Origin of the sequence: Shimia sediminis, assembly GCF_003990645.1 — a bacterium.
GTDB classification, from domain to species: Bacteria; Pseudomonadota; Alphaproteobacteria; order Rhodobacterales; family Rhodobacteraceae; genus Shimia; species Shimia sediminis.
This window is the reverse complement of record NZ_RYZK01000003.1, coordinates 201,061-223,638: the sequence shown is the minus strand read 5'-3', so window position 1 is coordinate 223,638 and position 22,578 is coordinate 201,061. Positions and strand designations below refer to the sequence as shown.

Annotated in this window: 19 protein-coding genes; 8 read left to right on the top strand and 11 right to left on the bottom strand. The window is 61.1% G+C overall.

The features are described 5' to 3' along the window. Positions 1–198: 198 nt before the first annotated feature. From EK369_RS09040 to lpdA, 3 genes are all read left to right on the top strand, one after another. Positions 199–3,159, top strand: a complete 2,961-nt coding sequence (locus EK369_RS09040; protein WP_127113702.1) for a 2-oxoglutarate dehydrogenase E1 component — start codon at positions 199–201, stop codon at positions 3,157–3,159. 3 nt (positions 3,160–3,162) lie between these two features. Next, positions 3,163–4,668 (top strand): 2-oxoglutarate dehydrogenase complex dihydrolipoyllysine-residue succinyltransferase, encoded by a 1,506-nt coding sequence (odhB, locus tag EK369_RS09035; protein WP_127113700.1) that lies wholly within the window; start codon positions 3,163–3,165, stop codon positions 4,666–4,668. 692 nt (positions 4,669–5,360) lie between these two features. Then, positions 5,361–6,761, top strand: coding sequence for a dihydrolipoyl dehydrogenase (gene lpdA / locus EK369_RS09030; RefSeq protein WP_127113698.1), 1,401 nt, complete (start codon positions 5,361–5,363; stop codon positions 6,759–6,761). Between the two features lie 102 nt (positions 6,762–6,863). Here the strand turns inward: lpdA and EK369_RS09025 are convergent, their stop codons facing one another. From EK369_RS09025 to EK369_RS09010, 4 genes are read right to left on the bottom strand one after another with little or no spacing between them, the layout of a single operon-like run. Further along, entirely contained in the window at positions 6,864–7,469 is a 606-nt protein-coding gene (locus EK369_RS09025; protein WP_127113696.1) for a pyridoxamine 5'-phosphate oxidase family protein, read from the bottom strand. After that, positions 7,456–8,196 (bottom strand): lysophospholipid acyltransferase family protein, encoded by a 741-nt coding sequence (locus EK369_RS09020; RefSeq protein ID WP_127113694.1) that lies wholly within the window; start codon positions 8,194–8,196, stop codon positions 7,456–7,458. The genes EK369_RS09025 and EK369_RS09020 overlap by 14 nt, the downstream gene beginning before the upstream one ends. After that, on the bottom strand, positions 8,196–9,101 hold the full coding sequence (locus tag EK369_RS09015; protein ID WP_127113692.1) for a cell division protein FtsX: 906 nt from the start codon (positions 9,099–9,101) through the stop codon (positions 8,196–8,198). The genes EK369_RS09020 and EK369_RS09015 overlap by 1 nt, the downstream gene beginning before the upstream one ends. After that, entirely contained in the window at positions 9,098–9,775 is a 678-nt protein-coding gene (locus EK369_RS09010; protein ID WP_127113690.1) for a cell division ATP-binding protein FtsE, read from the bottom strand. The genes EK369_RS09015 and EK369_RS09010 overlap by 4 nt, the downstream gene beginning before the upstream one ends. A 153-nt stretch (positions 9,776–9,928) precedes the next feature. On the opposite strand from EK369_RS09010, the gene EK369_RS09005 reads away from it, so the two are divergent. Further along, positions 9,929–11,008: a zinc-ribbon domain-containing protein gene (locus EK369_RS09005; protein ID WP_164726948.1), complete on the top strand. Its 1,080-nt coding sequence runs from the start codon at positions 9,929–9,931 to the stop codon at positions 11,006–11,008. 6 nt (positions 11,009–11,014) lie between these two features. Here the strand turns inward: EK369_RS09005 and EK369_RS09000 are convergent, their stop codons facing one another. The 6 genes from EK369_RS09000 to argH form a co-directional block, all read right to left on the bottom strand. After that, entirely contained in the window at positions 11,015–13,591 is a 2,577-nt protein-coding gene (locus tag EK369_RS09000) for a TIGR02302 family protein (RefSeq protein ID WP_127113686.1), read from the bottom strand. 34 nt (positions 13,592–13,625) lie between these two features. Then, positions 13,626–14,891, bottom strand: a complete 1,266-nt coding sequence (lysA, locus tag EK369_RS08995) for a diaminopimelate decarboxylase (protein WP_127113684.1) — start codon at positions 14,889–14,891, stop codon at positions 13,626–13,628. A 168-nt stretch (positions 14,892–15,059) separates the two neighbouring features. Then, entirely contained in the window at positions 15,060–15,386 is a 327-nt protein-coding gene (locus EK369_RS08990; protein ID WP_127113682.1) for a DUF2834 domain-containing protein, read from the bottom strand. A gap of 453 nt (positions 15,387–15,839) precedes the next feature. Further along, positions 15,840–15,977: a hypothetical protein gene (locus EK369_RS21760; RefSeq protein WP_164726947.1), complete on the bottom strand. Its 138-nt coding sequence runs from the start codon at positions 15,975–15,977 to the stop codon at positions 15,840–15,842. Between the two features lie 60 nt (positions 15,978–16,037). After that, entirely contained in the window at positions 16,038–16,226 is a 189-nt protein-coding gene (locus EK369_RS08980) for a hypothetical protein (RefSeq protein WP_127113678.1), read from the bottom strand. Next, positions 16,202–17,596, bottom strand: coding sequence for an argininosuccinate lyase (argH, locus tag EK369_RS08975; protein ID WP_127113676.1), 1,395 nt, complete (start codon positions 17,594–17,596; stop codon positions 16,202–16,204). The genes EK369_RS08980 and argH overlap by 25 nt, the downstream gene beginning before the upstream one ends. A 27-nt stretch (positions 17,597–17,623) precedes the next feature. Here argH and EK369_RS08970 point away from each other — a divergent pair, with 27 nt between their 5' ends. Next, positions 17,624–18,220, top strand: coding sequence for a TlpA disulfide reductase family protein (locus EK369_RS08970; RefSeq protein WP_127113674.1), 597 nt, complete (start codon positions 17,624–17,626; stop codon positions 18,218–18,220). 249 nt (positions 18,221–18,469) lie between these two features. Continuing rightward, entirely contained in the window at positions 18,470–19,375 is a 906-nt protein-coding gene (truB, locus tag EK369_RS08965; RefSeq protein WP_127113672.1) for a tRNA pseudouridine(55) synthase TruB, read from the top strand. On the opposite strand, the gene EK369_RS08960 is transcribed toward truB, so the two are convergent. After that, the gene (locus EK369_RS08960) at positions 19,372–20,538 is read right to left on the bottom strand and encodes a hypothetical protein (protein WP_127113670.1); all 1,167 of its coding nucleotides are present in this window, start codon (positions 20,536–20,538) and stop codon (positions 19,372–19,374) included. The genes truB and EK369_RS08960 overlap by 4 nt on opposite strands. A 388-nt stretch (positions 20,539–20,926) precedes the next feature. Here EK369_RS08960 and EK369_RS08955 point away from each other — a divergent pair, with 388 nt between their 5' ends. Both EK369_RS08955 and EK369_RS08950 read left to right on the top strand, forming a co-directional pair. After that, complete coding sequence (locus tag EK369_RS08955) at positions 20,927–21,466, top strand: DUF1643 domain-containing protein (protein WP_127113668.1); 540 nt, start codon at positions 20,927–20,929, stop codon at positions 21,464–21,466. 101 nt (positions 21,467–21,567) lie between these two features. Next, positions 21,568–22,566, top strand: a complete 999-nt coding sequence (locus tag EK369_RS08950; RefSeq protein WP_127113666.1) for a calcium-binding protein — start codon at positions 21,568–21,570, stop codon at positions 22,564–22,566. Positions 22,567–22,578 lie beyond the last annotated feature (12 nt).

Here is a 22,578-nt window from a genome sequence, read left to right as displayed (position 1 = left end):
ATTGCGTCGCCAGTTGCCGGACGCGCCCGTCCACCAAATTGGACCAAAGCGCTTTCTACATTACGAAAAAAGCGCACTAAGAATATCGGCTAGCGAACTCCCAGCCGAGAGCCTTGCGGCTCAACCAAACCACAAGAACCCAGCGGTCTTCACCGCAACTTTGGTCAATCGCCAAAACACTGGCACGGAGGCAAACCAATGACCGACCAATCCCCCAACGACCAATTCCACGCCTCTTCCTTCATGCAGGGGCATAATGCGGAATACCTCGAACAGATGTATGCCCGCTTTGCCAATGACCCCAATGCGGTTGACGAAGCGTGGCAATCGTTTTTCCGTCAGCTGGGTGATGCCGAGCTGGACGTCAAAGCCGAGGCCTCTGGCCCGTCCTGGGCACGGGGCGATTGGCCGCCGATGCCCGCTGACGAACTGACCAGCGCGCTTACTGGCGAATGGGCACAGCCCGCCGAGGTCAAAGGGGCCGGTGACAAGATCAAGGCCAAGGCAGCCGAAAAGGGTGTTCAGGTTTCGGACGAAGCGGTCAAACAGGCCGTGCTCGACTCGATCCGCGCGCTGATGATCATCCGCGCCTACCGGATCCGGGGTCACCTTGTGGCCGACCTCGACCCGCTGGGCATGCGCGACGCGACTCCGCATCCCGAGCTTGACCCGAAATCCTATGGCTTTGCCGAATCCGACATGGACCGTCCGATTTTCATCGACAAGGTTCTGGGTCTGGAAATCGCCACGATGCGCCAGATCATCGACATCGTGAAACGCACCTATTGCGGCACCTTTGCCTTGCAATACATGCACATCTCGAACCCCGAAGAGGCCTCTTGGCTGAAAGAGCGGATCGAGGGCTACGGCAAGGAAATCGCCTTTACCCGCGAAGGCCGGAAAGCGATCCTGAACAAGCTGGTCGAGGCCGAGGGTTTCGAGAAATTCCTGCACGTCAAATACATGGGCACCAAGCGCTTTGGCCTTGATGGCGGCGAGAGCCTGATCCCCGCGATGGAGCAGATCATCAAGCGCGGTGGGAACCTCGGCCTGAAAGAGATCGTCATCGGCATGCCCCACCGGGGCCGCCTGTCGGTGCTGGCCAATGTGATGGCCAAACCCTACAAGGCAATCTTCAACGAATTCCAGGGCGGGTCGTTCAAACCCGAGGACGTGGACGGCTCGGGTGACGTGAAATACCACCTCGGCGCCTCGTCCGACCGCGAATTTGACGGCAACACCGTGCACCTGTCGCTGACCGCCAACCCCTCGCACCTCGAGGCGGTGAACCCGGTGGTTCTGGGCAAGGTCCGCGCCAAGCAGGATCAGTTGAACGATACGGAACGGACCAGCGTCATGCCAATCCTTCTGCACGGCGACGCAGCCTTTGCCGGTCAGGGCGTTGTGGCAGAGTGTTTCGCACTGTCGGGCCTGCGTGGTCACAAGACCGGCGGCACCATGCATATCGTGGTGAACAACCAGATCGGGTTCACCACCGCGCCACACTTCTCGCGCTCGTCGCCTTATCCCACCGACAACGCTCTGGTGGTTGAGGCGCCGATCTTCCACGTGAACGGCGACGACCCCGAGGCCGTGGTCCACGCCGCCAAGGTTGCCACCGAGTTCCGCCAGAAGTTCCAGAAAGATGTCGTCCTGGACATGTTCTGCTACCGCCGCTTTGGTCACAACGAGGGCGACGAGCCCATGTTCACCAACCCGGTGATGTACAAGAAGATCAAGGGCCACAAGACCACCCTGTCACTCTATACCGAGCGTCTGGTCAAGGACGGCCTGATCCCCGAAGGCGAAATCGAAGACATGAAAGCCGCCTTCCAGGCCTACCTGAACGAAGAGTTCGAGGCCGGGAAAGACTATAAGCCGAACAAGGCCGACTGGCTGGATGGCCGCTGGTCTGGCAAAGACAAAGAAGATGGCGTCTATCAACGCGGTCAGACCTCGATCAAACCCGAAACTTTCCAGGAAGTGGGTGCCGCGCTCAGCCGCGCGCCCGAGGGCTATCCGATCCACAAAACCGTCGGCCGCCTGCTGGAATCCAAGGCCAAGATGATGGAAACCGGCAAAGGGTTCGACTGGGCCACAGCCGAAGCGCTGGCCTTTGGCTCGCTCCTGACCGAAGGCTACCCTGTGCGGCTTGCCGGTCAGGACGCCACCCGCGGCACCTTCTCGCAGCGCCATTCGGGTATCGTCAACCAGGACACCGAAGAACGCTACTACCCGCTGAACCACATCCGCGCCGGTCAGGCGCAATACGACGTGATCGACTCGGCGCTGTCGGAATACGCGGTGCTGGGCTTTGAGTATGGGTATTCGCTGGCCGAACCCGACACGCTGACCTTATGGGAGGCGCAATTTGGCGATTTTGCCAACGGCGCGCAGATCATGTTCGACCAGTTCATCTCGTCAGGCGAGGCGAAATGGCTGCGAATGTCCGGTCTGGTGGTTCTGCTGCCCCACGGTTTCGAGGGCCAGGGCCCCGAACACTCGTCAGCCCGTCTGGAACGCTTCCTGCAAATGTGCGGCGGTGACAACTGGATCGTGGCCAACTGTACGACGCCCGCGAACTACTTCCACATCCTGCGCCGTCAGATCCACCGCAGCTTCCGCAAGCCGCTGATCCTGATGACGCCGAAATCGCTGTTACGTCACAAGCTCTGCATCTCCGAAGCCGAGGAATTCACCACCGGCTCGTCCTTCCACCGCGTCCTCTGGGATGACGCGCAAAAGGGCAACTCGGACACGCAACTGAAAGCGGATGACAAGATCAAGCGCGTCGTCATGTGCTCGGGCAAGGTCTACTATGACCTTCTTGAAGAACGCGACAACCGCGGTATCGACGATGTCTACCTGATGCGGATCGAACAGTTCTATCCCTTCCCTGCGCACTCGCTCATCAAAGAGCTTGAGCGCTTCAAAGGGGCCGAAATGGTCTGGTGTCAGGAAGAGCCCAAGAACCAGGGCGCATGGTCGTTTATTGAGCCCAACATCGAATGGGCGCTGACCCGTATCAAAGCCAAACACACCCGCCCGGTATACGCAGGCCGCCCCGCGTCGGCCTCGCCTGCAACCGGTCTCTCAAGCCAACACAAAGCACAACAAGAGGCGCTGGTGAACGCCGCCCTCTCGATGGAAGGAAACTAACCCATGACCGAAGTTCGCGTCCCCACCCTAGGCGAGAGCGTCACCGAGGCCACCGTGGCCACCTGGTTCAAGAAACCGGGCGATGCGGTCGCTGTTGATGAAATGCTCTGCGAGCTGGAAACCGACAAGGTGACCGTCGAAGTGCCGTCGCCCGCCGCTGGCGTCATGGGCGAAATCGTTGCCGCCGAAGGTCAAACCGTTGGCGTTGATGCGCTCTTGGCCACCATCGCCGCCGGCGAAGGCGCCGCCCCGACCCCGGCTGCCAAAGCCCCCGCCGCAGCCCCGGCTGACACAGGCAGCAGCGTTGACGTCATGGTCCCGACCTTGGGCGAAAGCGTGACCGAAGCCACCGTGTCAACATGGTTCAAAGCCGTGGGCGACAGCGTCAAACAGGACGAAATGCTCTGCGAATTGGAAACCGACAAGGTCTCGGTCGAGGTTCCTGCCCCCGCCTCTGGCGTTCTGGCCGAAATCATTGCCGCCGAAGGCGCCACCGTGGATGCCACCGCCAAACTGGCCGTGATCTCGTCTTTGGGTGCGCCCAACCAAAGCAATGACGCCAACAATTCCGAAGTTGTGATTTTCGACACAGAAGGCAAAGACGTCGAAAACGCCCCCTCGGCCAACAAGCTGATGGCGGAAAAAGGCATCGACCCGGCAACTGTTCAGGGCACCGGCCGCGACGGTCGCATCATGAAAGAAGACGTGGCAAACGCCTCGGTGCCTGCACCGGCCCCAGCCATCGCAGCCCCGGCCCCTGCCCCGGCAGCCGCCGCCGTGCCGCGCGCGCCGGTACCAGCCGACGACGCCGCCCGCGAAGAGCGCGTGAAAATGACCCGCCTGCGCCAGACCATCGCGCGCCGCCTCAAGGACAGCCAGAACACCGCCGCCATGCTCACCACCTATAACGAGGTGGACATGACCGAAGTGATGGCACTGCGCAACGAATACAAAGGCGAGTTTGAGAAGAAACACGGCGTCCGTCTGGGCTTCATGTCCTTCTTCACCAAGGCCTGCTGCCACGCGCTGAAAGAGGTCCCCGAGGTCAACGCCGAGATCGACGGCACCGACATCGTCTACAAGAACTTCGTGCACATGGGCGTTGCCGCCGGCACCCCCACCGGCCTCGTTGTGCCGGTGATCCGGGATGCGGACTCGATGAGCTTTGCCGCCATCGAAAAAGCCATCGCCGAAAAGGGCAAACGCGCCCGTGACGGCAAACTGTCCATGGCCGAAATGCAGGGCGGCACCTTCACCATCTCCAACGGTGGCGTCTATGGCTCGCTGATGTCCTCGCCCATCCTGAACCCGCCGCAGTCCGGTATCCTCGGCATGCACAAGATTCAGGACCGCCCCATGGCGATCAACGGTCAGGTTGTCATCCGCCCGATGATGTACCTCGCCCTCAGCTACGACCACCGCATCGTCGACGGCAAAGGCGCCGTGACCTTCCTCGTCCGCGTCAAAGAAGCGCTCGAGGATCCGCGTCGGTTGTTGATGGATCTGTGATCCGGGTGTCGGGCTAAAGCCCGGCCTACGGACAACCTGTAGGGTGGGTTTATAACCCACCACACGCAAACAATTCTCGGTAGGGCGGACTTCAGTCCGCCAGACCTTCACGCCAAAGGCAACCAGATGTCATCAATCGCGGTCATGCAAAAACTCAGGATACCCAAGATTGCCTTTTGGATTTTCTTGGCATTCTGTCTTTTGCAGGCCTGGATTCACTATCTAACCGCATATCGAACCTTCCCCTCGACCATTGCAGCTTTCGAGAGTCTGACTTCGTCAGCCGCGCGGCACGTTGGCTTTCTTGACTATGTTTATGCTTCCATGCCGATCGCGTTCTTAGCCTGCATTTTGCTGCTATTCACTCTGGCTGTCAGGAGCTTATGGAGCATCCCAATCGCCATTGGGATTGGGAGTTACGATTTGTGGTTTGCAGCCTATCATCCACTCAATCTTCGCAAAGGGTGGGAGAGTTTCGGGGAACACGGTGATTGGACACTCATTTGGATGGCAACACCGTTCGTGGTCTTGCCAATAGTTTTGTGGGTCCTTGGCGAAATAGTTCCGAGTTCCGGCAAACAGAGCGCAAAATGAAAAAAGCAGATTTGGATTCGGCCAAGGCAAATACACCGACGCAATACCGACACTATACCGACGTGATACCGACGTCGAAAAACAAAGGAAAATGACCCATGTCCCAATATGACGTCATCATCATCGGCGCAGGCCCCGGCGGCTACGTGTCGGCCATCCGCTGCGCCCAGCTGGGCCTCAAGACCGCAGTCGTCGAAGGCCGCGAAACCCTCGGTGGCACTTGCCTGAACGTGGGCTGTATCCCGTCCAAAGCGCTGCTGCACGCCAGCCACATGCTGCACGAGGCCGAGCACAACTTTGCCGCCATGGGCCTCAAGGGCAAAAGCCCTTCGGTCGATTGGAAACAGATGAAAACCTACAAGGAAGAGACCATCGGCCAAAACACCGGCGGTATCGAATTCCTGTTTAAAAAGAACAAGATCGACTGGCTCAAGGGCTACGGTTCGATCGAAGCCGCTGGCAAGGTCAAGGTGGGCGACACCTCTTATGAGACCAAGAACATCGTGATCGCCTCGGGCTCCGCCCCCTCGTCGCTTCCGGGCGTTGAGGTCGACAATGACAAGGGCGTCGTCGTCGACTCCACCGGCGCGCTGGAACTGCCCAAGGTGCCGAAGAAAATGGTCGTCATCGGCGCGGGCGTCATCGGGCTGGAGCTTGGCTCGGTCTACCAGCGTCTTGGCGCCGAAGTGACCGTTGTCGAATACATGGACGCCGTCTGCCCCGGCATGGACGCCGACGTACAGCGCAGTTTCAAGCGCATCCTTGAAAAACAAGGGCTTAGCTTTGTGATGGGCGCTGCGGTGTCCGGTGTCGAAGCCACCAAAACCAAGGCCAAGGTCAAATACGCGACCAAGAAGAAACCCGACGACGAGCAAGTTATCGACGCCGATGTCGTCCTCGTCGCCACGGGCCGCAAACCCTATTCCGAGGGCCTCGGCCTTGACAAGATCGGCGTCGCCATGACTGAACGCGGCCAGATCGCCACCGACACTCAATGGCGCACCAACGTCCCCGGCATCTATGCCATCGGCGACGTGATCGAAGGCCCGATGCTGGCCCACAAGGCCGAAGACGAAGGCATGGCCGTGGCAGAAGTCATCGCAGGCAAACATGGGCACGTGAACTATGGCGTCATCCCCGGCGTGGTCTACACCACGCCCGAGGTCGCCACCGTCGGCCAGACCGAAGCCGCGCTGAAAGCCGAAGGTCGCAAGTTGAAAGTGGGCAAGTTCATGTTCATGGGCAACGCCCGCGCCAAGGCTGTGCATCAGGCCGAGGGCGGTTTCGTCAAGATCATCACCGACAAGGAAACCGACCGCGTGCTGGGCGCCGCGATCATCGGCCCGGCAGCGGGTGACATGATCCACGAGCTATGCGTCGCGATGGAGTTCGGTGCCTCGGCCCAGGACATCGCCCTGACCTGCCACGCTCACCCGACCTATTCAGAAGCGGTGCGCGAAGCGGCGCTGGCCTGCGGCGACGGGCCAATTCACAGCTGAACCAGACCCAGAAAGGGCGGCCAATCGCCGCCCTTTTCTTACTTACTACACAGAATTTTCTAGAAAATTCTGGAACCCGAAAAACCTTCTAGAAGGTTTTTCCTACCACATCGTCTCTTTCGCCCGTGCCAACCAGCCGTCGTCATAGGGTTTACCTCCCTCGGCCCCATCGGTCATCTCGGCCAGAATATCCCCGGCAGACGGCAACCCCGCGCTTTCATCCCCGCTGGTCCAGAGCCGCGCCCGCATCGGCGCGCGGGCGCATTGGGTGTACACTTCGCCAATGCGGATCACGATGACCGAGCGCGGCTGACGTCCCTTGAACTGGAACCGGGCGCGCAGGTTGTCATCCACCGTCATCCGCGCATAGCCATTCACCCGCACAATCGTGTTCGACCCCGGCACCATGAACATCAGCGAGATGCGCCCGTCCTCGACGATGTTGCGGAGCGTGTCCATGCGGTTGTTGCCACGCCAGTCGGGCATGGCCAGCGTCTGTTCGTCCAGTTCTGCGACCACCGGACCATCATCCCCACGCGGGCTGCCATCGGTGCCGCTGGCTCCCACGGTCGACACCACGCAGAACCGCGAAGCCACGATCCATTTGCGATAACCAGGTGTCAGCCGGTCCGCCACCTTGTTCAGCGAGGCAGACCCCGGCGTGCCGTAAATCGACTCGAGCTCGGCAATATCCTCAATCCACTGCATGTCCGACAAACCCCGCTTCGCCCATCAACCTGTTCGAGCCATCCTCGATCACCGCTTCCAGCTCGGCCATAAAACCGTCCTGGCGTGCGCCGGGTTCAATCGGGTCCAGGAACTCTACCACGGCCAGCCCCGGCGTGCGCAGCATCGTGCCCTTGGGCCAGAACATCCCGGCATTGGTCGCCACGGGCACAGCGCGTTGGCCGGTTTCCTTGTAAAGCACGTAAGGACCCACCTTATAGGGGCGATACTCACCAACCGGTACGCGGGTGCCTTGCGGATAAATCACCAGCTGCCCCGGTGGGACACGGCCACTGTCCACATCGGCCAGCATCGATTTGATCGCCGCCCCGCGTTTGCCACGGCGCACTGGAACACAGCCCAGCCGCCATGCGTAGATGCCGATGACCGGGGTGAACAACAGCTCGTACTTCATGATAAAGCGCGGCTGTGGCACGGCCTTGAAGATCATCATGATATCCAGGAACGACTGGTGCTTGGCCGGGACTAGGCAGGCGCCCGAGGGCACCTCTCCGCGCACTTCAGACCGGATGCCAACCATCCAGCGCGCCGTCCAGATTGCCCAGGTCGCATAGGACTTGCAGGCCGCCATCGCGCCCTTGGGTGAAACCAGCGCCCAGGGCAGGAACACGATGCCCATCAACAGCATCATCACCGCGTTCTGGACGACAAAGAGAATGGACAAAACCCATTGAACAGCGAGGCGCATCAATCAAGCTCCGACAAGGTACGGCGCGCGGCGGCACCGGTTGCAAAATAGGCGACCATCGCGGCCAAAAGCGGAATCAACACCGGCCAGGCCCAACCCAGCCCCTGAAAGCCAAGCCCGGTCAGGAACCCTCCGGCCTCTTGTGCGGCTGGCAGCAGCATCACCGCCAACAGCCCGGCCACGGTGCCCACCAATGCCCCCAACAACGCCCGAAGAGTAAAGCGGCGCACAAAGGCATGGGCGATGTAACTGTCCTGCGCCCCCACCAACCGCAAGACCGCAATCACCTGCGCGTTCGCGGCCAGCGCGGCATTGGCCGCCAGCGTAATCATTGTGCCCGTCGTGGCAGCAATCAACAGGATCGACACCCAGCCCAACATGCGCAAACGGCCCGCAGCCTGTTCCAGCGGTTTGCGCCAGCGGGTGTGATCGTCCAGCACCGCGCCGGGCACCTCGGCGGCCAACCGCAGCCGCAGCCCCGCCGCATCATACCCATCCTCGGTTTCCTGAATTTCGATCAATTGCGGAACCGGCAAGGTTTCCAACGGCAAATCGGGTCCGAACCACGGCTCTAACAGGGCACCTTGTTCTTCGCCCGAAAGTGCCCGCGCCTCGGCCACGCCCGGCGTTGTCTCAAGCACCCGCAGCGCAGCGGCCGTCTGTGCTGCCATCTGTTCCACCGGCGCCGAGATACGCAGCGTTGAACTGCGCGCCAGCTCATCGCCCCAGCGCTGTGCCAAACGCCCCGATGCCAGCGACAGCGCCAGCGCGAATACCGCCAGAAACGCCATGGCGCCAGCGGCAAAGCTGGTCAGCCGCGCCGTAAAACCCGAGGGCGGCACCACGCGGTCCGCCTGTGCATCGCCAGCGACAAAGGCCCGGACCTTTTGCAACAGCGCGCTCACAGGTCCGCCCCCGCCAATTGCAACTTGCGGTTCGCAATGCGCAGCACCCGCGCCTGTACTTGACCCTTGGCCGCGCGGATCAGGTTCAGATCGTGCGTGGCAATCATGATGGTCTTGCCCATCTTGTTCAGCTCGATCAGCAATTGCAGCAGGCGTTGCGACATTTCCCAGTCGACATTGCCTGTTGGCTCGTCGGCCAACACCACCTCGGGCGACATGATCACGGCGCGGGCCAGTGCTGCGCGCTGGCGTTCCCCCCCCGAGAGCGTTGGCGGCAGCGCACCGGCGCGTTTGCCCAGGCCGACCCAGCCCATCAATTCCTTGAGATCCGCGACATGTTCGATGCTGTCCTTACCCGACACGGTCAGCGGCAGCATCACGTTGTCGGCAATCGGCAGGTGATCGAGGAACTGACAGTCCTGATGCACCACCCCGATGCGCCGCCGTGCCATCGCGTGGTCATCACGGTCCATGGCCCGCACATCCTGTCCAAACAGACGCACATCGCCCGACGTCGGCGACAGCGCGCCATAACAGAGCTTTAGAAAAGTTGTCTTGCCCGACCCGGACGGCCCCGTCAGGAAATGAAACGACCCCGGTGACAATTTCAGAGAAATCTCACTCAGAAGCTCGCCGCCCCCATAGCTATAGGCCATGTTTTCCAGTTCGATCACAGCGGCTGCCCCGTTTTTGTGCCTGCCCTGTTGTGCCCGAGCATCGTCCCGGTTTCAATCCGTCCCGTTACGGCTTTTGTCTTTCACTGGGCAAAGTTACGCCATATGCTTGGCGCAATAACCGGGAACCCGGGGGACAAGCAGGGGATCATCATGCGGCTGAGCTGCCCGAATTGCGGCGCCCAATACGAAGTACCTGTCGAGGTCATTCCGCAGGATGGCCGCGATGTGCAGTGCTCGAGTTGCGGCCATACTTGGTTTCAAATGCACCCGGATCAGGATGTCGAGATGGCATCCGATGTCGGGGGATCCCTTCCGGACGAAGGCTGGGATCCGAACGAAGATGCCGATGTCGCCGAAGAGCCAGGGCAGGAAGAGCAAAACCGAGAGGTCCAGCCGCCAGAACCCGAGTTTGATGCAGAGCCGGAAGAGGACTTGGCCGACTCTCTGGAAGAAACTGCCCCAGAGGCAGAGGACTACGCCCCCGTATCTGACGCAGAGCTGGAAGAGTATCCCGAGCCAGAAGACGAACCTGACCTTGCAGAGGAACCTGAGCCCGAGGACGACCCCGAGCTTGAGGACGACCCAGTGGCCGACGCGCCATCCGGCGAGCGCCAGCAACGCAAGGCCATCGACCCGGCCATTGCTGATGTTCTGCGGCAAGAAGCCGAATACGAATCTCAGGCCCGCGAGGCTGAAAACCGCGAAACACTCGAGACTCAGACCGAACTGGGCCTGGAAGAGCCTGGACCACAGATCGACAAGCGCGCCAGCGAAGCACGCGAACGGATGCGCCGCATTCGCGGGCTGGCGGAAATCGATGACGGCAACTCTGCGGATGAGCCTGAAACAGCCTCAGAGGCTGCCTTGGAAGAAGCGGCTCATGCCTCGCGGCGTGACCTGCTCCCGGATATTGACGAAATCAACTCGACCCTGCGATCCGCAGATGGCCGGGATGCTTCTGACGGTTCCGTGGTGGCCGTCGCGGCCCGCCAACGCAAGCGCAGCGGGTTCCGGCTCGGCTTTGGCTTTGTCATGCTCTTCGCGGCCCTGGTAATCATGGCCTATGTCTACAACAAGGAAATCATCGCGGCTTATCCCGCGTCTGAACCTTATGTTGTCAGTTTCATGGAAACCATGAACGACGTGCGCGTCTGGCTGGACACACAGGTGACTTCGGCGATGCTGTGGCTTGATAACATTGCAGGATCGGCAGGCGGCAACGTCAAATAAGTCCGATCAGAACCGATCCAGCAACCGCCTGAGATATCCGCGTTCCTGTTCCGTGCGCTCGGCCTCGCCCGCACGGCGGCGGATTTCGTCCAGCAATTCTCGTGCCTGTCGATAGACATCCTCACCCTGCAACAGGTCCTCTTCGGACCCGGCCGGCCCACGAGCACCATTGCTGCGCCCCAAGGGGTCGGACGCGTTGCCGCGGGCTTGTTCGCGACCTTCCTGCCCCTGACCCTGCTGCTGCGCCATGGCCTCGCCCAGATTGCGCATGCCGTCCCGCATGGCTTCCATGGCCTGTGCCTGTTGGTCAATTGCCTCGGCCAGGTCGTCATCGCGCAGCGCCTCTTCGGCCCCGTCCATCGCCTCGCCCGCACGGCCCAGCGCGTCGTTGGCGGCATCACCCTCGGGCGTGCCACGCCCTGGCATCTGTCCCTGCAGGTTCTCCAGCTGTTGCCGCAGTGCTTGCTGACGGTCTGCCAGGCTTTGTTGCTGGCCTTCGCCCGGCGTTTGACCTGACTCGCCGTCCTGCCCGTCACTGCCGCTGCCCTGCCCCGTGCCGTCATGGGCCTGACCCCGGCCTTCGCCACCGCTGAAGCCTTCGTTGTCCTGCGACTGCCCGGCATTGGCGCCCGGATTGAACTGTTCCTGCAACTCGCGGAATGCCTCATCCGACAGACCCTGCTGTTCGCGCAGAGTATCGGCCAGACCTTCCATGGTCTCTTCGCCCGGGCTTTGCTCACCATTGCCCTGACCCTGGGTGACACGCATGTTCTCCATCATGCGCTGAAACTCTTCGAGAGCTTGCATCGCCTCGGCCATGCGGCCCTCTTCCATCAATTCCTGAATGCGATCCATCATGCGCTGCAGATCGTCCGAGTTCAGCTGAATGGTGTTTTCTGCGGTCTGCTGATCTTCGCCGTTCTGGCCGCCATCCTCACGCTGCTGACGCGCCAGCTCGCGCATGTAATCCTGTGTGGCCTCGCGCAATTCCTGCATGAGACGGGCAATCTCTTCGTCACTGGCGCCGTTCTTCATGGCTTCGGCCAGCCGCTCACGCGCCTGCTCCATCCGCGCCATGGCATCACCCAGATCGCCCTCTTCCAGCATCAGCGCCAGGTCCCACATGGCCTCGACAATCTCGTCACGCTGAGGGTCTGCAAAGCTGTCGTTCTTCACCATGTTGTCCAACCGCCGCAGGATCGTACGGAACCGCAGATAGCTGGTTTCATCCGGAAACAGCCCCTCTTCGGGCTGATAAGACACCGCGCGCAACAATTGCACCACACGCGGAGCATTGAGCTTGGACCACAACAGATCGCGACGCAGTTCGATCACCGCCGCGGCCAGCGGATCAAAGAACCGACGCGCTGGCAGCACCGTCTGCAATTCGGGTGCCGTGCCGGTTTGCTCCAGCGCATCCCTAACGCTGAGCGATACACGCACCGGCAAATGTGCCCAGGCATGCTGCGAAAAATCCTCGATCAGCACCTCGTCAAAGGCCGCACGATCCCCTGCAATCGGCAGAGGCAGGGGCACTTCGATTTCTGCCACCTGCTCGGGGTCGACAGCCAAGCCATGCCGGCGATCCAGCGAGTCGAGGTCCAACGTGATCCGCGCCATGCCACCGGTGATCTCATAGTCATCCGCCGCTTCGAACGGCAGGCTCATTTCTCCCCGCCCGGAAACCTCGGCCTCACCGGTAATCGAAACCCAAGGCGGCTCATCCGCAAGCATCTCGACCTGCCAGCTGCGCCCACCCGGTCCATCCACAGACAGCAGTCCGGACGTGGTTACAACAAACTCCTGCTCGGGATCTGCGGCGCTCGGCACGCCGTCCACCCTCCCCGAAACCGACTCGGCCAAGGTCAACGCACCAACTTCGCCATAAAGCCGCACCAACACGCGACTCCCCTGCGGCAAGATCAGGGCGCCCTCGGGTTGATCCGGCAGGTAAAGAGCGGGCTTGCCGGTGTAAAGCGGCGGCTCGATCCACCCTTCCCAGCTGGGTCCCGTCAGCGGCGCGCCTCCACCCGAGGCCACATCTGCCACGGACCCAACCCGCGAAAACGATCCGAACAGCAAAGCCACCGACAACGCCAGCACAGCGACATAGCGCAACCCAAAGGGGTCGAGCCGTGATATCCGCAAATTCGGCTCGGGCGCCTCTGCTCCGGATGCCTGCGCCGCCATGCGCGCCTGGTGCACCCGCCACAAGCTCTCCGCCGCGCTGTCCCCTGCTCCTACCACAGGATGATCCCGCAACGCCTGCAAAGGGCGTCCGGGCAGGGTCGCGTCCAATCGCACAAAGGCCTCTTCCCGGCTCGGCACATGAAAACCACGAACACCCCGCCACAGGAACCAGACCCCGGCGAACCCCATCACCAGGGCACCTGTCCATAACGCCTCAAGGCTGACCTGTTCGTGGACTCCCATCATCAGCGCCGCCAGCGCGACAAAGGCTATCGACCACACCGGCCAGAAATTCCGCGTGACAGATTCGGCCAGCAGGCCCAGTCGCGTCAGCGCCAGAACCCGTTTCAGCCGTCTCAGTACCCTTTCGGGGCTATCTGTGGGTGTCGCCATTCATCCATCCGAACGGCCCGATTGGCAAAATGCCTCAGAGCCACTCTGGAATGGTATCTCGGTTTATCATTTCGTCCAAGGTCGGGCGTCGGCGGATAACCGCAAATTGATCGCCATTCACAAGCACTTCTGGGATCAGGGGGCGCGAGTTGTACTCGCTCGCCATCACCGCACCATAAGCTCCGGCACTGCGAAAGGCGATCAGATCCCCTGCCGCGATCGGCTCCATCATACGTTCCTTGGCAAAGGTATCGCCGCTCTCGCACACCGGACCTACAATGTCATAACGACGTTTTTCGATACCAGCTTCGGCCTCGACAACCGGCACGATGTCATGATGCGCCTCGTACATCGCGGGGCGGATCAGGTCATTCATCGCGCCGTCGACTATCATGAACTCGCGATCTTCGCCTTCTTTCACATAGATCACCTTCGACACCATGATCCCGGCATTGCCTGCAATCAGCCGCCCCGGCTCAATCTCGATCTCGCAGCCAAGATGTCCCAGGGTTTCCTTGACCAACGCGCCATATTCCGTCGGCAGGGGTGGCGCGTCATTCGACCGGGTATAGGGAATGCCCAATCCGCCCCCCAGATCGAGCCGGGTAATCTCATGTCCATCCGCGCGCAGCTCTTCCGTCAACTGCGCCACCTTCTCATAGGCCAGCCTGAAGGGCTCCAGCTGCGTCAGCTGGCTGCCGATATGCACATCAATCCCGATGACCTTCAGCCCCGGCAGACTGGCGGCATGGGCATAAACCTCGCGCGCACGGCTGATCGGGATACCGAACTTGTTCTCACTCTTGCCCGTGGCAATCTTGGCATGGGTCTTGGCATCCACATCCGGATTCACCCGCACGGTGATCGGCGCCACAACGCCCAGCTCCAGTGCAACCTCATTGATCACCGCCATTTCCGGCTCGGATTCCACGTTGAACTGGCGAATCCCGCCGCTCAGTGCTGCGTGGATTTCTTCCCGCGTTTTGCCGACACCGGAAAACACGATCCGTTCACCGGGCACGCCCGCCGCAATCGCACGGGCATATTCGCCGCCCGAAACCACATCCATACCCGCGCCCAATGCGGCCAATGTCTTCAAAATCGCCTGGTTCGACGCCGCTTTCATGGCGTAGCACACCAGATGCTCCATGCCTTCCAGCGCCTCATCAAACAGGCGGAAATGCCGCTCCAGAGTGGCCGTGGAATAACAATAAAACGGCGTGCCGACCGCGGCCGCAATCTCGGCCACCGGCACATCTTCGGCAAAAAGCGCGCCGTCACGATAAAGAAAATGATCCATGCCAGGGCCCTTCCGCCATCAAGTCCGCGCCCCTCATAGCCAGCACACTGATTTCAATCAATGGCTCCCTGTTCCATCTTGGTGGAAATACGTCCACCAGAGGCAATCCCGAGGAGGCGGGCCAACGGCCCGTCGACGAGATATCCTGCGCGCCGCAAGGCGCTCAATTCACGTGATAGGTCGCGACCGCAGATAAAGATAAAGCGGCAAACCACAGCTCACCCCGATCAGAAACGTCGCGGGGATGGCAATCAGCGCCAGCCAGTTCCGCCGGACCGAGACCTCGGCGACAATCCAGACCGTCAAGGCAATCGCCGCGATCACCAGGTCCCAATACAGGCCGGTCACCAGCTCATTGGCCTTCCAGGCCGCCACCATCGCCTCTAGCGTCGCAAGGCTCGCGCCGTTTTCCTGAACAAAGGGCCCGAAATAGGACATCGGGTGCACAGCCCCCCAGATCGCAAGCCCCAGAAAAATCAATCGCAACAAAGACATATCATACTCCTCGGGTCCAACGGCCCCGCAGTCAATCGTTCAGGAAATCTCGATTACCAGCAGGTATAACAGCTGCGCCCGTTCCCCACCGAAACTGAAAACGGTCCGCGATGCACGCTCGCCCGGCCAAAAACCCCGTCCGAGCTCACGCCGACCGTGCCGCTCATAGTTGGGGCTTCAGGCTCGCCATCAACCCCACATCCTGCGACGAACAACGCCACACACAAGACCGCAAGAACACGCATCTCAAATCTCCGCAATAGATACGGTCACCCTAACGCAGCTTTTGGCTGGCGTCATCCTTAACGGCCATATCCACAGTGCGCGCCACCGTTGCACATACCACCAGCTTCATAGCCGGGGCGTACAGCCGTGGGCGTGCCCGTAGTCTGGCACGCAACCAGCGCGGACAATGCCACCATCATCAATGCCAATCTCACAATTCGGCCCTTTCTATCTGTAGCCACCGCAATGGGCACCACCATTGCACATGCCCCCGGCCTCATAGCCTGCACGAACCTGGGTTGTGCCCGTCGTTTGGCACGCGGCCAGAACACCGAGCAGACCCATCACAACAATCAATTTCTTCATGACAAAACCTCAATTGCTCCACCACTTCAGATGGTGTGAAAACGCCCAAAGTCAATTGCCCTACCGCGAACGATACACCGCACCAACGCGCGCCGAGCCGCTGACGGTCACACCGGTGCCGTTCTGTGTCTGGGTCGTCTGGCTGCCATACTCGGGGTAGGGACTGCCACCTGGGTCACAAGCCGCAACAAGGCTCAGTGAAACAAGGGCTGCAACCAGCAGGCCTATCCGTTGATGCGCTCTTGCCATGCTTTCACCTGCGCGCGCACCTGAACCGGTGCCGTGCCCCCGTAAGAGGTCCGGGACGCCACGGAATTGTGAACCCCCAACACGCCGAACACATCGTCTGTGATCTCTGCGTGCACCGACTGCATATCCGCAAGGGTCAGGTCCGGCAAATCACACCCGCGGGATTCCGCCATTGCCACCAGCGTACCCGTCACATGGTGCGCGTCGCGGAACGGCATGTTCAGCGCCCGCACCAGCCAGTCTGCCAGATCGGTCGCGGTCGAGAAGCCACTGCCTGCCGCGGCCTCCAGCGAATCGCGGTTGGCCGACATGTCCTTGACCATGCCTTCCATCGCCGCCAGAGCCAGCATCAGGTTGTCGGCGGCATCAAACACCTGTTCCTTGTCTTCCTGCATGTCCTTGGAATAGGCCAGTGGCAACCCCTTCATCACCATCAACAGCGCGGTGTTCGCCCCAAATATCCGACCAATCTTGGCTCGAATCAGCTCGGCGGCATCCGGGTTCTTTTTCTGCGGCATGATCGACGACCCGGTCGAGAACCGATCCGACAAAGTGACAAAACGGAACTGCGCCGAGGACCAGATCACCAGCTCTTCGGCAAAGCGCGACAGGTGCATCGCGCAGATTGACGCAGCCGCGAGGAACTCCAGCGCAAAGTCACGATCAGACACCGCATCCAGCGAATTCGCCGCCGGGCGGTCAAACCCCAGCGCCTCTGCGGTCATGTGCCGGTCAATCGGAAACGATGTCCCCGCCAGCGCCGCAGCTCCCAGGGGCGATTCATTCATCCGCGCGCGGGCATCCTGAAACCGGCTCATGTCACGACCGAACATCTCGACATAGGCCATCATGTGATGGCCCCATGTCACCGGCTGGGCGGTCTGCAGATGCGTGAAACCCGGCATGACCCAATCCGCACCCGCCTCGGCCTGGGCGAGGAGCGCTCGGATGAGCGCGAGGAGCCCGTCGACCGCCGCGTCCATCTGGTCGCGCACCCAGAGTTTAAAGTCGGTCGCCACCTGGTCGTTCCGGCTGCGTCCGGTGTGCAGACGCCCTGCCGGTTCCCCGATCAGATCCTTCAGCCGCGCCTCGACATTCATGTGAATGTCTTCCAATGCGGTGGAAAATTCAAAACTTCCGCCCTCAATCTCTGACAAGACGGTGAGCAGCCCTTCCCTGATCGCCTGTGTATCGCTATCTGTCAGGATGCCCGTCTGGCCAAGCATCGCCGCATGGGCCCTTGACCCGGCGATATCCTGTGCCGCCATCCGCTGGTCGAACCCGATCGAGGCATTGATTGCCTCCATGATCGCGTCCGGTCCGGCGGCGAAACGGCCGCCCCACATCTGGTTCGAGGTCTTCTTGGTCATGATCTGCCCTTCGGAGGGAATGAAGTAATGTCAAAGTCCGCGCTGGTTTACCTTGGCGTTGCGGCAATCGCAATTGCCGCTATCGCCTTTGTTGCGCTCCGCAACCCCGCCACCACCGGCGCCGCACCCGACATGAGCGCCGTGGCTGCATTGCGCCAAGGGGACATGAAGAAACTCAACTTCCACCCCGAATTGCGCGAAACCTCCAAACTGACCTTTATCACCGCCGATGGCGGCACCGGATCGCTCGCCGATTACAAGGGCAAGGTCGTGCTCCTGAATTTCTGGGCCACATGGTGTGCGCCCTGCCGCAAGGAAATGCCCATGCTCGCCGAGTTGCAACGCGAACTGGGTGGCCCAGACTTCGAAGTCGTGACTCTGGCCACGGGACGCAACCCCGTCCCCGCCTTGAAAAAGTTCTTTGACGAGATCGGCGTCGACAACCTGCCCCTGCACCGCGACCCCAAGCAAGAGATCGCCCGCGAAATGGCTGTTCTCGGCCTGCCTGTCTCGATGCTCATAAACCGCGAGGGCATGGAAATCGCACGCCTGACCGGTGACGCAGACTGGTCCAGCAACTCGGCCAAGGCGATTCTGACCAAGGTGATCGAAGGGTCGAAGTAACGCGCAACAAAGGTTCGCGCCCGACCCCGAGGGTGGGCACCTTTCAACTTTCGCAACCTTGTTTGCAAAAACACACGTCGCGCCTCGATGACACCACAGGATCAATTTGCGCCCGCTCTGAGGGGCGGGGTCGGGCGCGGACCGGATCGCAAGCGATCCGGGGACCCTTCCATTCCCCATTTCCCAAATTGACAGCCGCCCGCCCGTGGGCTACCCCGCCGCCCTCACACATTGCATATGGATCGCATCATGGGACGCAGACGCAAGGGCCGCGATATTTCGGGCTGGCTGGTGGTGGACAAGCCCGCCGGGATCACCTCGACCTCGGTGGTGAACAAGGTCCGCTGGGCGCTCGACGCCAAGAAAGCAGGCCACGCCGGCACCCTCGACCCCGACGCCACCGGCGTTCTCGCCGTGGCATTGGGCGAAGCGACCAAGACCGTGCCCTACATTACCGACGATCTGAAATGCTACACCTTCACCGTGCGTCTGGGTCAGGCCACCAACACCGATGACGCCGAAGGCGAAGTCATCGCAGAAAGCGATGTCCGCCCGCCGGATGACGCGATCAAAGCCGCGCTCGGCGCTTTTGTCGGTGACATCCAACAGGTGCCACCCAAGTTCTCTGCCGTGAAAATCGACGGCCAGCGCGCCTATAAACTCGCCCGCGACGGCGAAGACGTGGAACTCGCCGCGCGGCCACTTTGGGTCGAGGAACTGGTGATGATCGACCGCCCCGACGCTGACCACGTGACGCTGGAAATGACCTGCGGCAAAGGCGGCTACGTGCGCTCCATCGCCCGCGACCTTGGTGAAGCACTCGGGTGCCACGGCCACGTGCGCGAACTGCGCCGCATCTGGTCCGGTCCCTTCCGCGCCGAAGACGGGCTGACGCTGGAACAGATCGACGACATGGCCAAGTCACCCGACCTCGACACATACTTGCGCCCCTTGGAAGAGGCGCTTACCGATCTCCCAGAGGTCAAAGCCACCCCCGAGGGTGTCACCCGCCTGCGCAATGGCAACGCAGGCATGGTCATCGCCCATGATGTCGACTACGGCGACGAAGCCTGGGCCTCATTCGAAGGGCAACCCGTCGCCATCGGTGTGTTCAAAGCGGGCGAGCTGCACCCCAACCGGGTGTTTGTACTCTAAGCACTCAGCCAGGACGGCGGCGGCACCTGGTACTCGTCATAAACGATCGCGGCGTGGCCATCCATGATGACAATATCCATGCCCTCCAACGCATCCCGGCTGATGGGGTTGCCTTCGGCGTCAAAACTGTCAGCACCACTGTCAATTTCTTCAAAGGCCGCGAAGCCGACGCTCAGGCCCGTGCGATCCCCTTCAAAGCACGCCACCTCATCACCGAACACCGTCAACGTAGTCCGGTCAGTGGTCACATCATAGCTCAGCTGTGTTGTCTCCAGCGCGCGCTCCAGATCAGCCTCGGGCCCAAGAGCATAGTGGACATGCAGCGAATCCTCGCCAGCAGTGAAATCCACGAACTCCGCGGGATCCCCCTCGCGCCCGCCGTGCGGGTCGGCCACCATGTTGAACGTGTCATCCCCCTCGCCACCGACCACCGTCGCGTTTAGACCAACCCAGATGTGATCGTCGCCGTCACCACCATCCACCAAAACCGGCTCATCCGTAAACAGCGACAGATACCCCGGATCATGGTTAAAGGCGTCGGGATCATCCCGGAAGGTCCAATAACTGCCCGAGCCAGTCTGAAGTTCGTCACCGCCATTGCCGCCAAACAGCACATGGTGCGCTGCCTGTGCCTCGTCCCACTCATAGAAAGAAAGACCCTCGGGATAATCCTCGGGCGACAGGGTGACAGTATGCTCTTCTTCACCCACCCTGTAGGTATAGCTCAGCGTCTCGCCATCCATCAGCTCCAGATTGGGCAGATCGACAAAGCTCTGCAGCGGCGCGTCTTCCTGCGCCAACCGGAACCCGGAGCCCTCGGGATTGCGATACAGCCGATACACGGGCTCTTCCGTCGCTGAGGTGCGGTCTTCAATAACAAGCTGATCTTCCTCGGGATCGAAATCCTTGATCTGCGACTGTCCATACTCGACGTCCCGGATATCCTCATCCGCCGGATTCTCCAGCCACTGGTCTGTGACGACAAAGGTCTCACTGTCCTCACTGCCATCGGCCTGATCCCCGGCTCCCAGGACAATCGTCTCATCCTCTTCGGGGGTCTCATCCTTTTCCGAGGCCGGATCCTCGTCATCCTGATCGTCGACCAGTGCCATGAGGCCCATGCCAACGGTTAAGGTTCCCAAAATCGCTAAAATGGTCAGCATACGACGACTCACTCAATTCCCGTCCAAGCTGTATGCGCGACCTGAACACACCTCAACCAGCAGCCAGACATCCTTTCGGTCTGACGCTTATCAGCAACATCTCCACTTTCCCCGGCCTCTCCTCCGGAGGCCAAGAAAATTCGAATTTTCTTGGCACAATCCCACGTTGGAATCTTGCACCGTGCGTTTCTGAAACGGTCTGCGTTCAGATCCAAAACACCGACGCAGTACCGTCGCGATAGAGATGGGGGTTTTGACCTTTAATCACAGGGTTTTCAGGCCGGTTCGCGCCAAGTGCCCGCAAACACCCGCTCACCGAGGTCAGACTCTCTTAACCACGCACGCCCGCCAGCTTGCCTGCACTCCACAATCCGGGCACAAGGCCCCTATGATCACGCGCCACCACCAAAAAGACGACGCGGCCTCGACCGCCGACTACTCGGATTGCGAGACCTATCGCTACGCCCTGACCCGCGTCTGGGACGATACGGCCCCCCGCGTGACCTTCATCATGCTGAACCCGTCAAAAGCGACCGAGGTTCAGAACGACCCCACCATCGAGCGCTGCGAACGGCGGGCCCGGGCGTTGGGCTTTGGCGGCTTCTGCGCGGTGAACATCTTTGCCCTGCGCGAAACCGACCCTCACAAGATGCGCGCCCACCCCGCCCCGGAAGGGCCGGACAATGACGCCGCCATCACCCGCGCCTGCCTTTGGGCGGATACCATTGTGGCGGGCTGGGGCGCGCATGGCGACCACAAAGGGCGTGGCAAGGTCATGCGCGACGTGCTGCGCGCCACGGGCCGCGACATTCATTGCCTTGGAGTGACCAAGGCCGGACACCCGCGCCACCCGCTGTACATCGCTTATGCACAACGCCCAGAGCATTGGAATATCAGTGCCTTAGACGATCTTGACGGCAACACATGAATCCGCTTCACGCCCGTTAACCAACAGCCCAGTTTTGGATTTACTGACCCCCGGATTTGCGAGAGAATACCGTGGGGCGATTGTGGGTGAGTGTGTGAACCATGTTGATTTTTGCAGGGCTGTTGGGGCTTGTGGCTGCGGGTGCCGCGGCCATGGTGACCTTTGACTCCGGGGTTGAAGACGTCGATGAAGACATCGATCAGGAAGAGACCCTGGACATTGACGAGGATGGAATCGACAACCTTTTCGGCCTCCCTGACATTCCCGACGACACGCCCCCCGCCCCACAAACCGAGGAAGACCAGATTATCGCCGGTTCGGAACCAGACGAGCTGATGAACGGCGGCGCGGGTGACGACCAGATCAACGGATATCAGGGTGACGACACGATCCATGGACACGACGGTGACGATCATCTTTACGGCCAGGATGGCAACGACAACCTGAGCGGCGATGCGGGCAGCGATCTTTTGCATGGCGAAGACGGTGAAGACAGCCTGAGCGGTGGCGCAGGTGATGACAGCTTGTTTGGCCACATGGGCGACGACCTTCTCGACGGCGGTGAGGGCGACGACAGCCTGACCGGCGGCTTTGGCGACGACACCCTGTCAGGCGGAGAGGGCGACGATGCCCTGCATGGCGGCTACGGCGACGATCAGATGCACGCGGGCGAGGGCGGCGACACCCTGTTTGGCGGCGATGGCAACGATGTTCTTTACGGCGCCGGGGACAGTGCGGCGAGCGGGCCTGACTTTCTCAATGGTGGAGACGGGGACGATACGATCACCGCGGGTGCCGGGGATTGGGTGACCAGCGGCGACGGCATGGACCTTATTTTACTGGACAACTGGCCATCCGAGGGCGAGGCGATCCGGATCGTCGACTTTGATGGACTCGAAGACAGCCTGGTGCTGTTGTACGATGCCTCCAGCGGCGTTGAACCCAGTGTTGAGCTGCGCGAGGACCCTGACACGCCCGACCAGTCCGACCTCTATGTCGAAGGTCTGCTGGTCGCCTCGATCCAGGGCGGCGCGGGGCTGACGGCGGCAGATATCGTGCTGCTGGCGCAGGATGCGGCGCCGCCGCCACCGGTGGTGTAACAGGGCCGGAAC

Coding starts and splice junctions, on each gene's coding strand:
- EK369_RS09040 (WP_127113702.1), top strand. CDS start 199: ATGACCGACCAATCCCCCAACGACCAATTCCACGCCTCTTCCTTCATG.
- odhB (WP_127113700.1), top strand. CDS start 3,163: ATGACCGAAGTTCGCGTCCCCACCCTAGGCGAGAGCGTCACCGAGGCC.
- lpdA (WP_127113698.1), top strand. CDS start 5,361: ATGTCCCAATATGACGTCATCATCATCGGCGCAGGCCCCGGCGGCTAC.
- EK369_RS09025 (WP_127113696.1), bottom strand. CDS start 7,469: ATGCAGTGGATTGAGGATATTGCCGAGCTCGAGTCGATTTACGGCACG.
- EK369_RS09020 (WP_127113694.1), bottom strand. CDS start 8,196: ATGCGCCTCGCTGTTCAATGGGTTTTGTCCATTCTCTTTGTCGTCCAG.
- EK369_RS09005 (WP_164726948.1), top strand. CDS start 9,929: ATGCGGCTGAGCTGCCCGAATTGCGGCGCCCAATACGAAGTACCTGTC.
- EK369_RS09000 (WP_127113686.1), bottom strand. CDS start 13,591: ATGGCGACACCCACAGATAGCCCCGAAAGGGTACTGAGACGGCTGAAA.
- lysA (WP_127113684.1), bottom strand. CDS start 14,891: ATGGATCATTTTCTTTATCGTGACGGCGCGCTTTTTGCCGAAGATGTG.
- EK369_RS08990 (WP_127113682.1), bottom strand. CDS start 15,386: ATGTCTTTGTTGCGATTGATTTTTCTGGGGCTTGCGATCTGGGGGGCT.
- EK369_RS21760 (WP_164726947.1), bottom strand. CDS start 15,977: ATGAAGAAATTGATTGTTGTGATGGGTCTGCTCGGTGTTCTGGCCGCG.
- EK369_RS08980 (WP_127113678.1), bottom strand. CDS start 16,226: ATGGCAAGAGCGCATCAACGGATAGGCCTGCTGGTTGCAGCCCTTGTT.
- argH (WP_127113676.1), bottom strand. CDS start 17,596: ATGACCAAGAAGACCTCGAACCAGATGTGGGGCGGCCGTTTCGCCGCC.
- EK369_RS08970 (WP_127113674.1), top strand. CDS start 17,624: ATGTCAAAGTCCGCGCTGGTTTACCTTGGCGTTGCGGCAATCGCAATT.
- truB (WP_127113672.1), top strand. CDS start 18,470: ATGGGACGCAGACGCAAGGGCCGCGATATTTCGGGCTGGCTGGTGGTG.
- EK369_RS08960 (WP_127113670.1), bottom strand. CDS start 20,538: ATGCTGACCATTTTAGCGATTTTGGGAACCTTAACCGTTGGCATGGGC.
- EK369_RS08955 (WP_127113668.1), top strand. CDS start 20,927: ATGATCACGCGCCACCACCAAAAAGACGACGCGGCCTCGACCGCCGAC.
- EK369_RS08950 (WP_127113666.1), top strand. CDS start 21,568: ATGTTGATTTTTGCAGGGCTGTTGGGGCTTGTGGCTGCGGGTGCCGCG.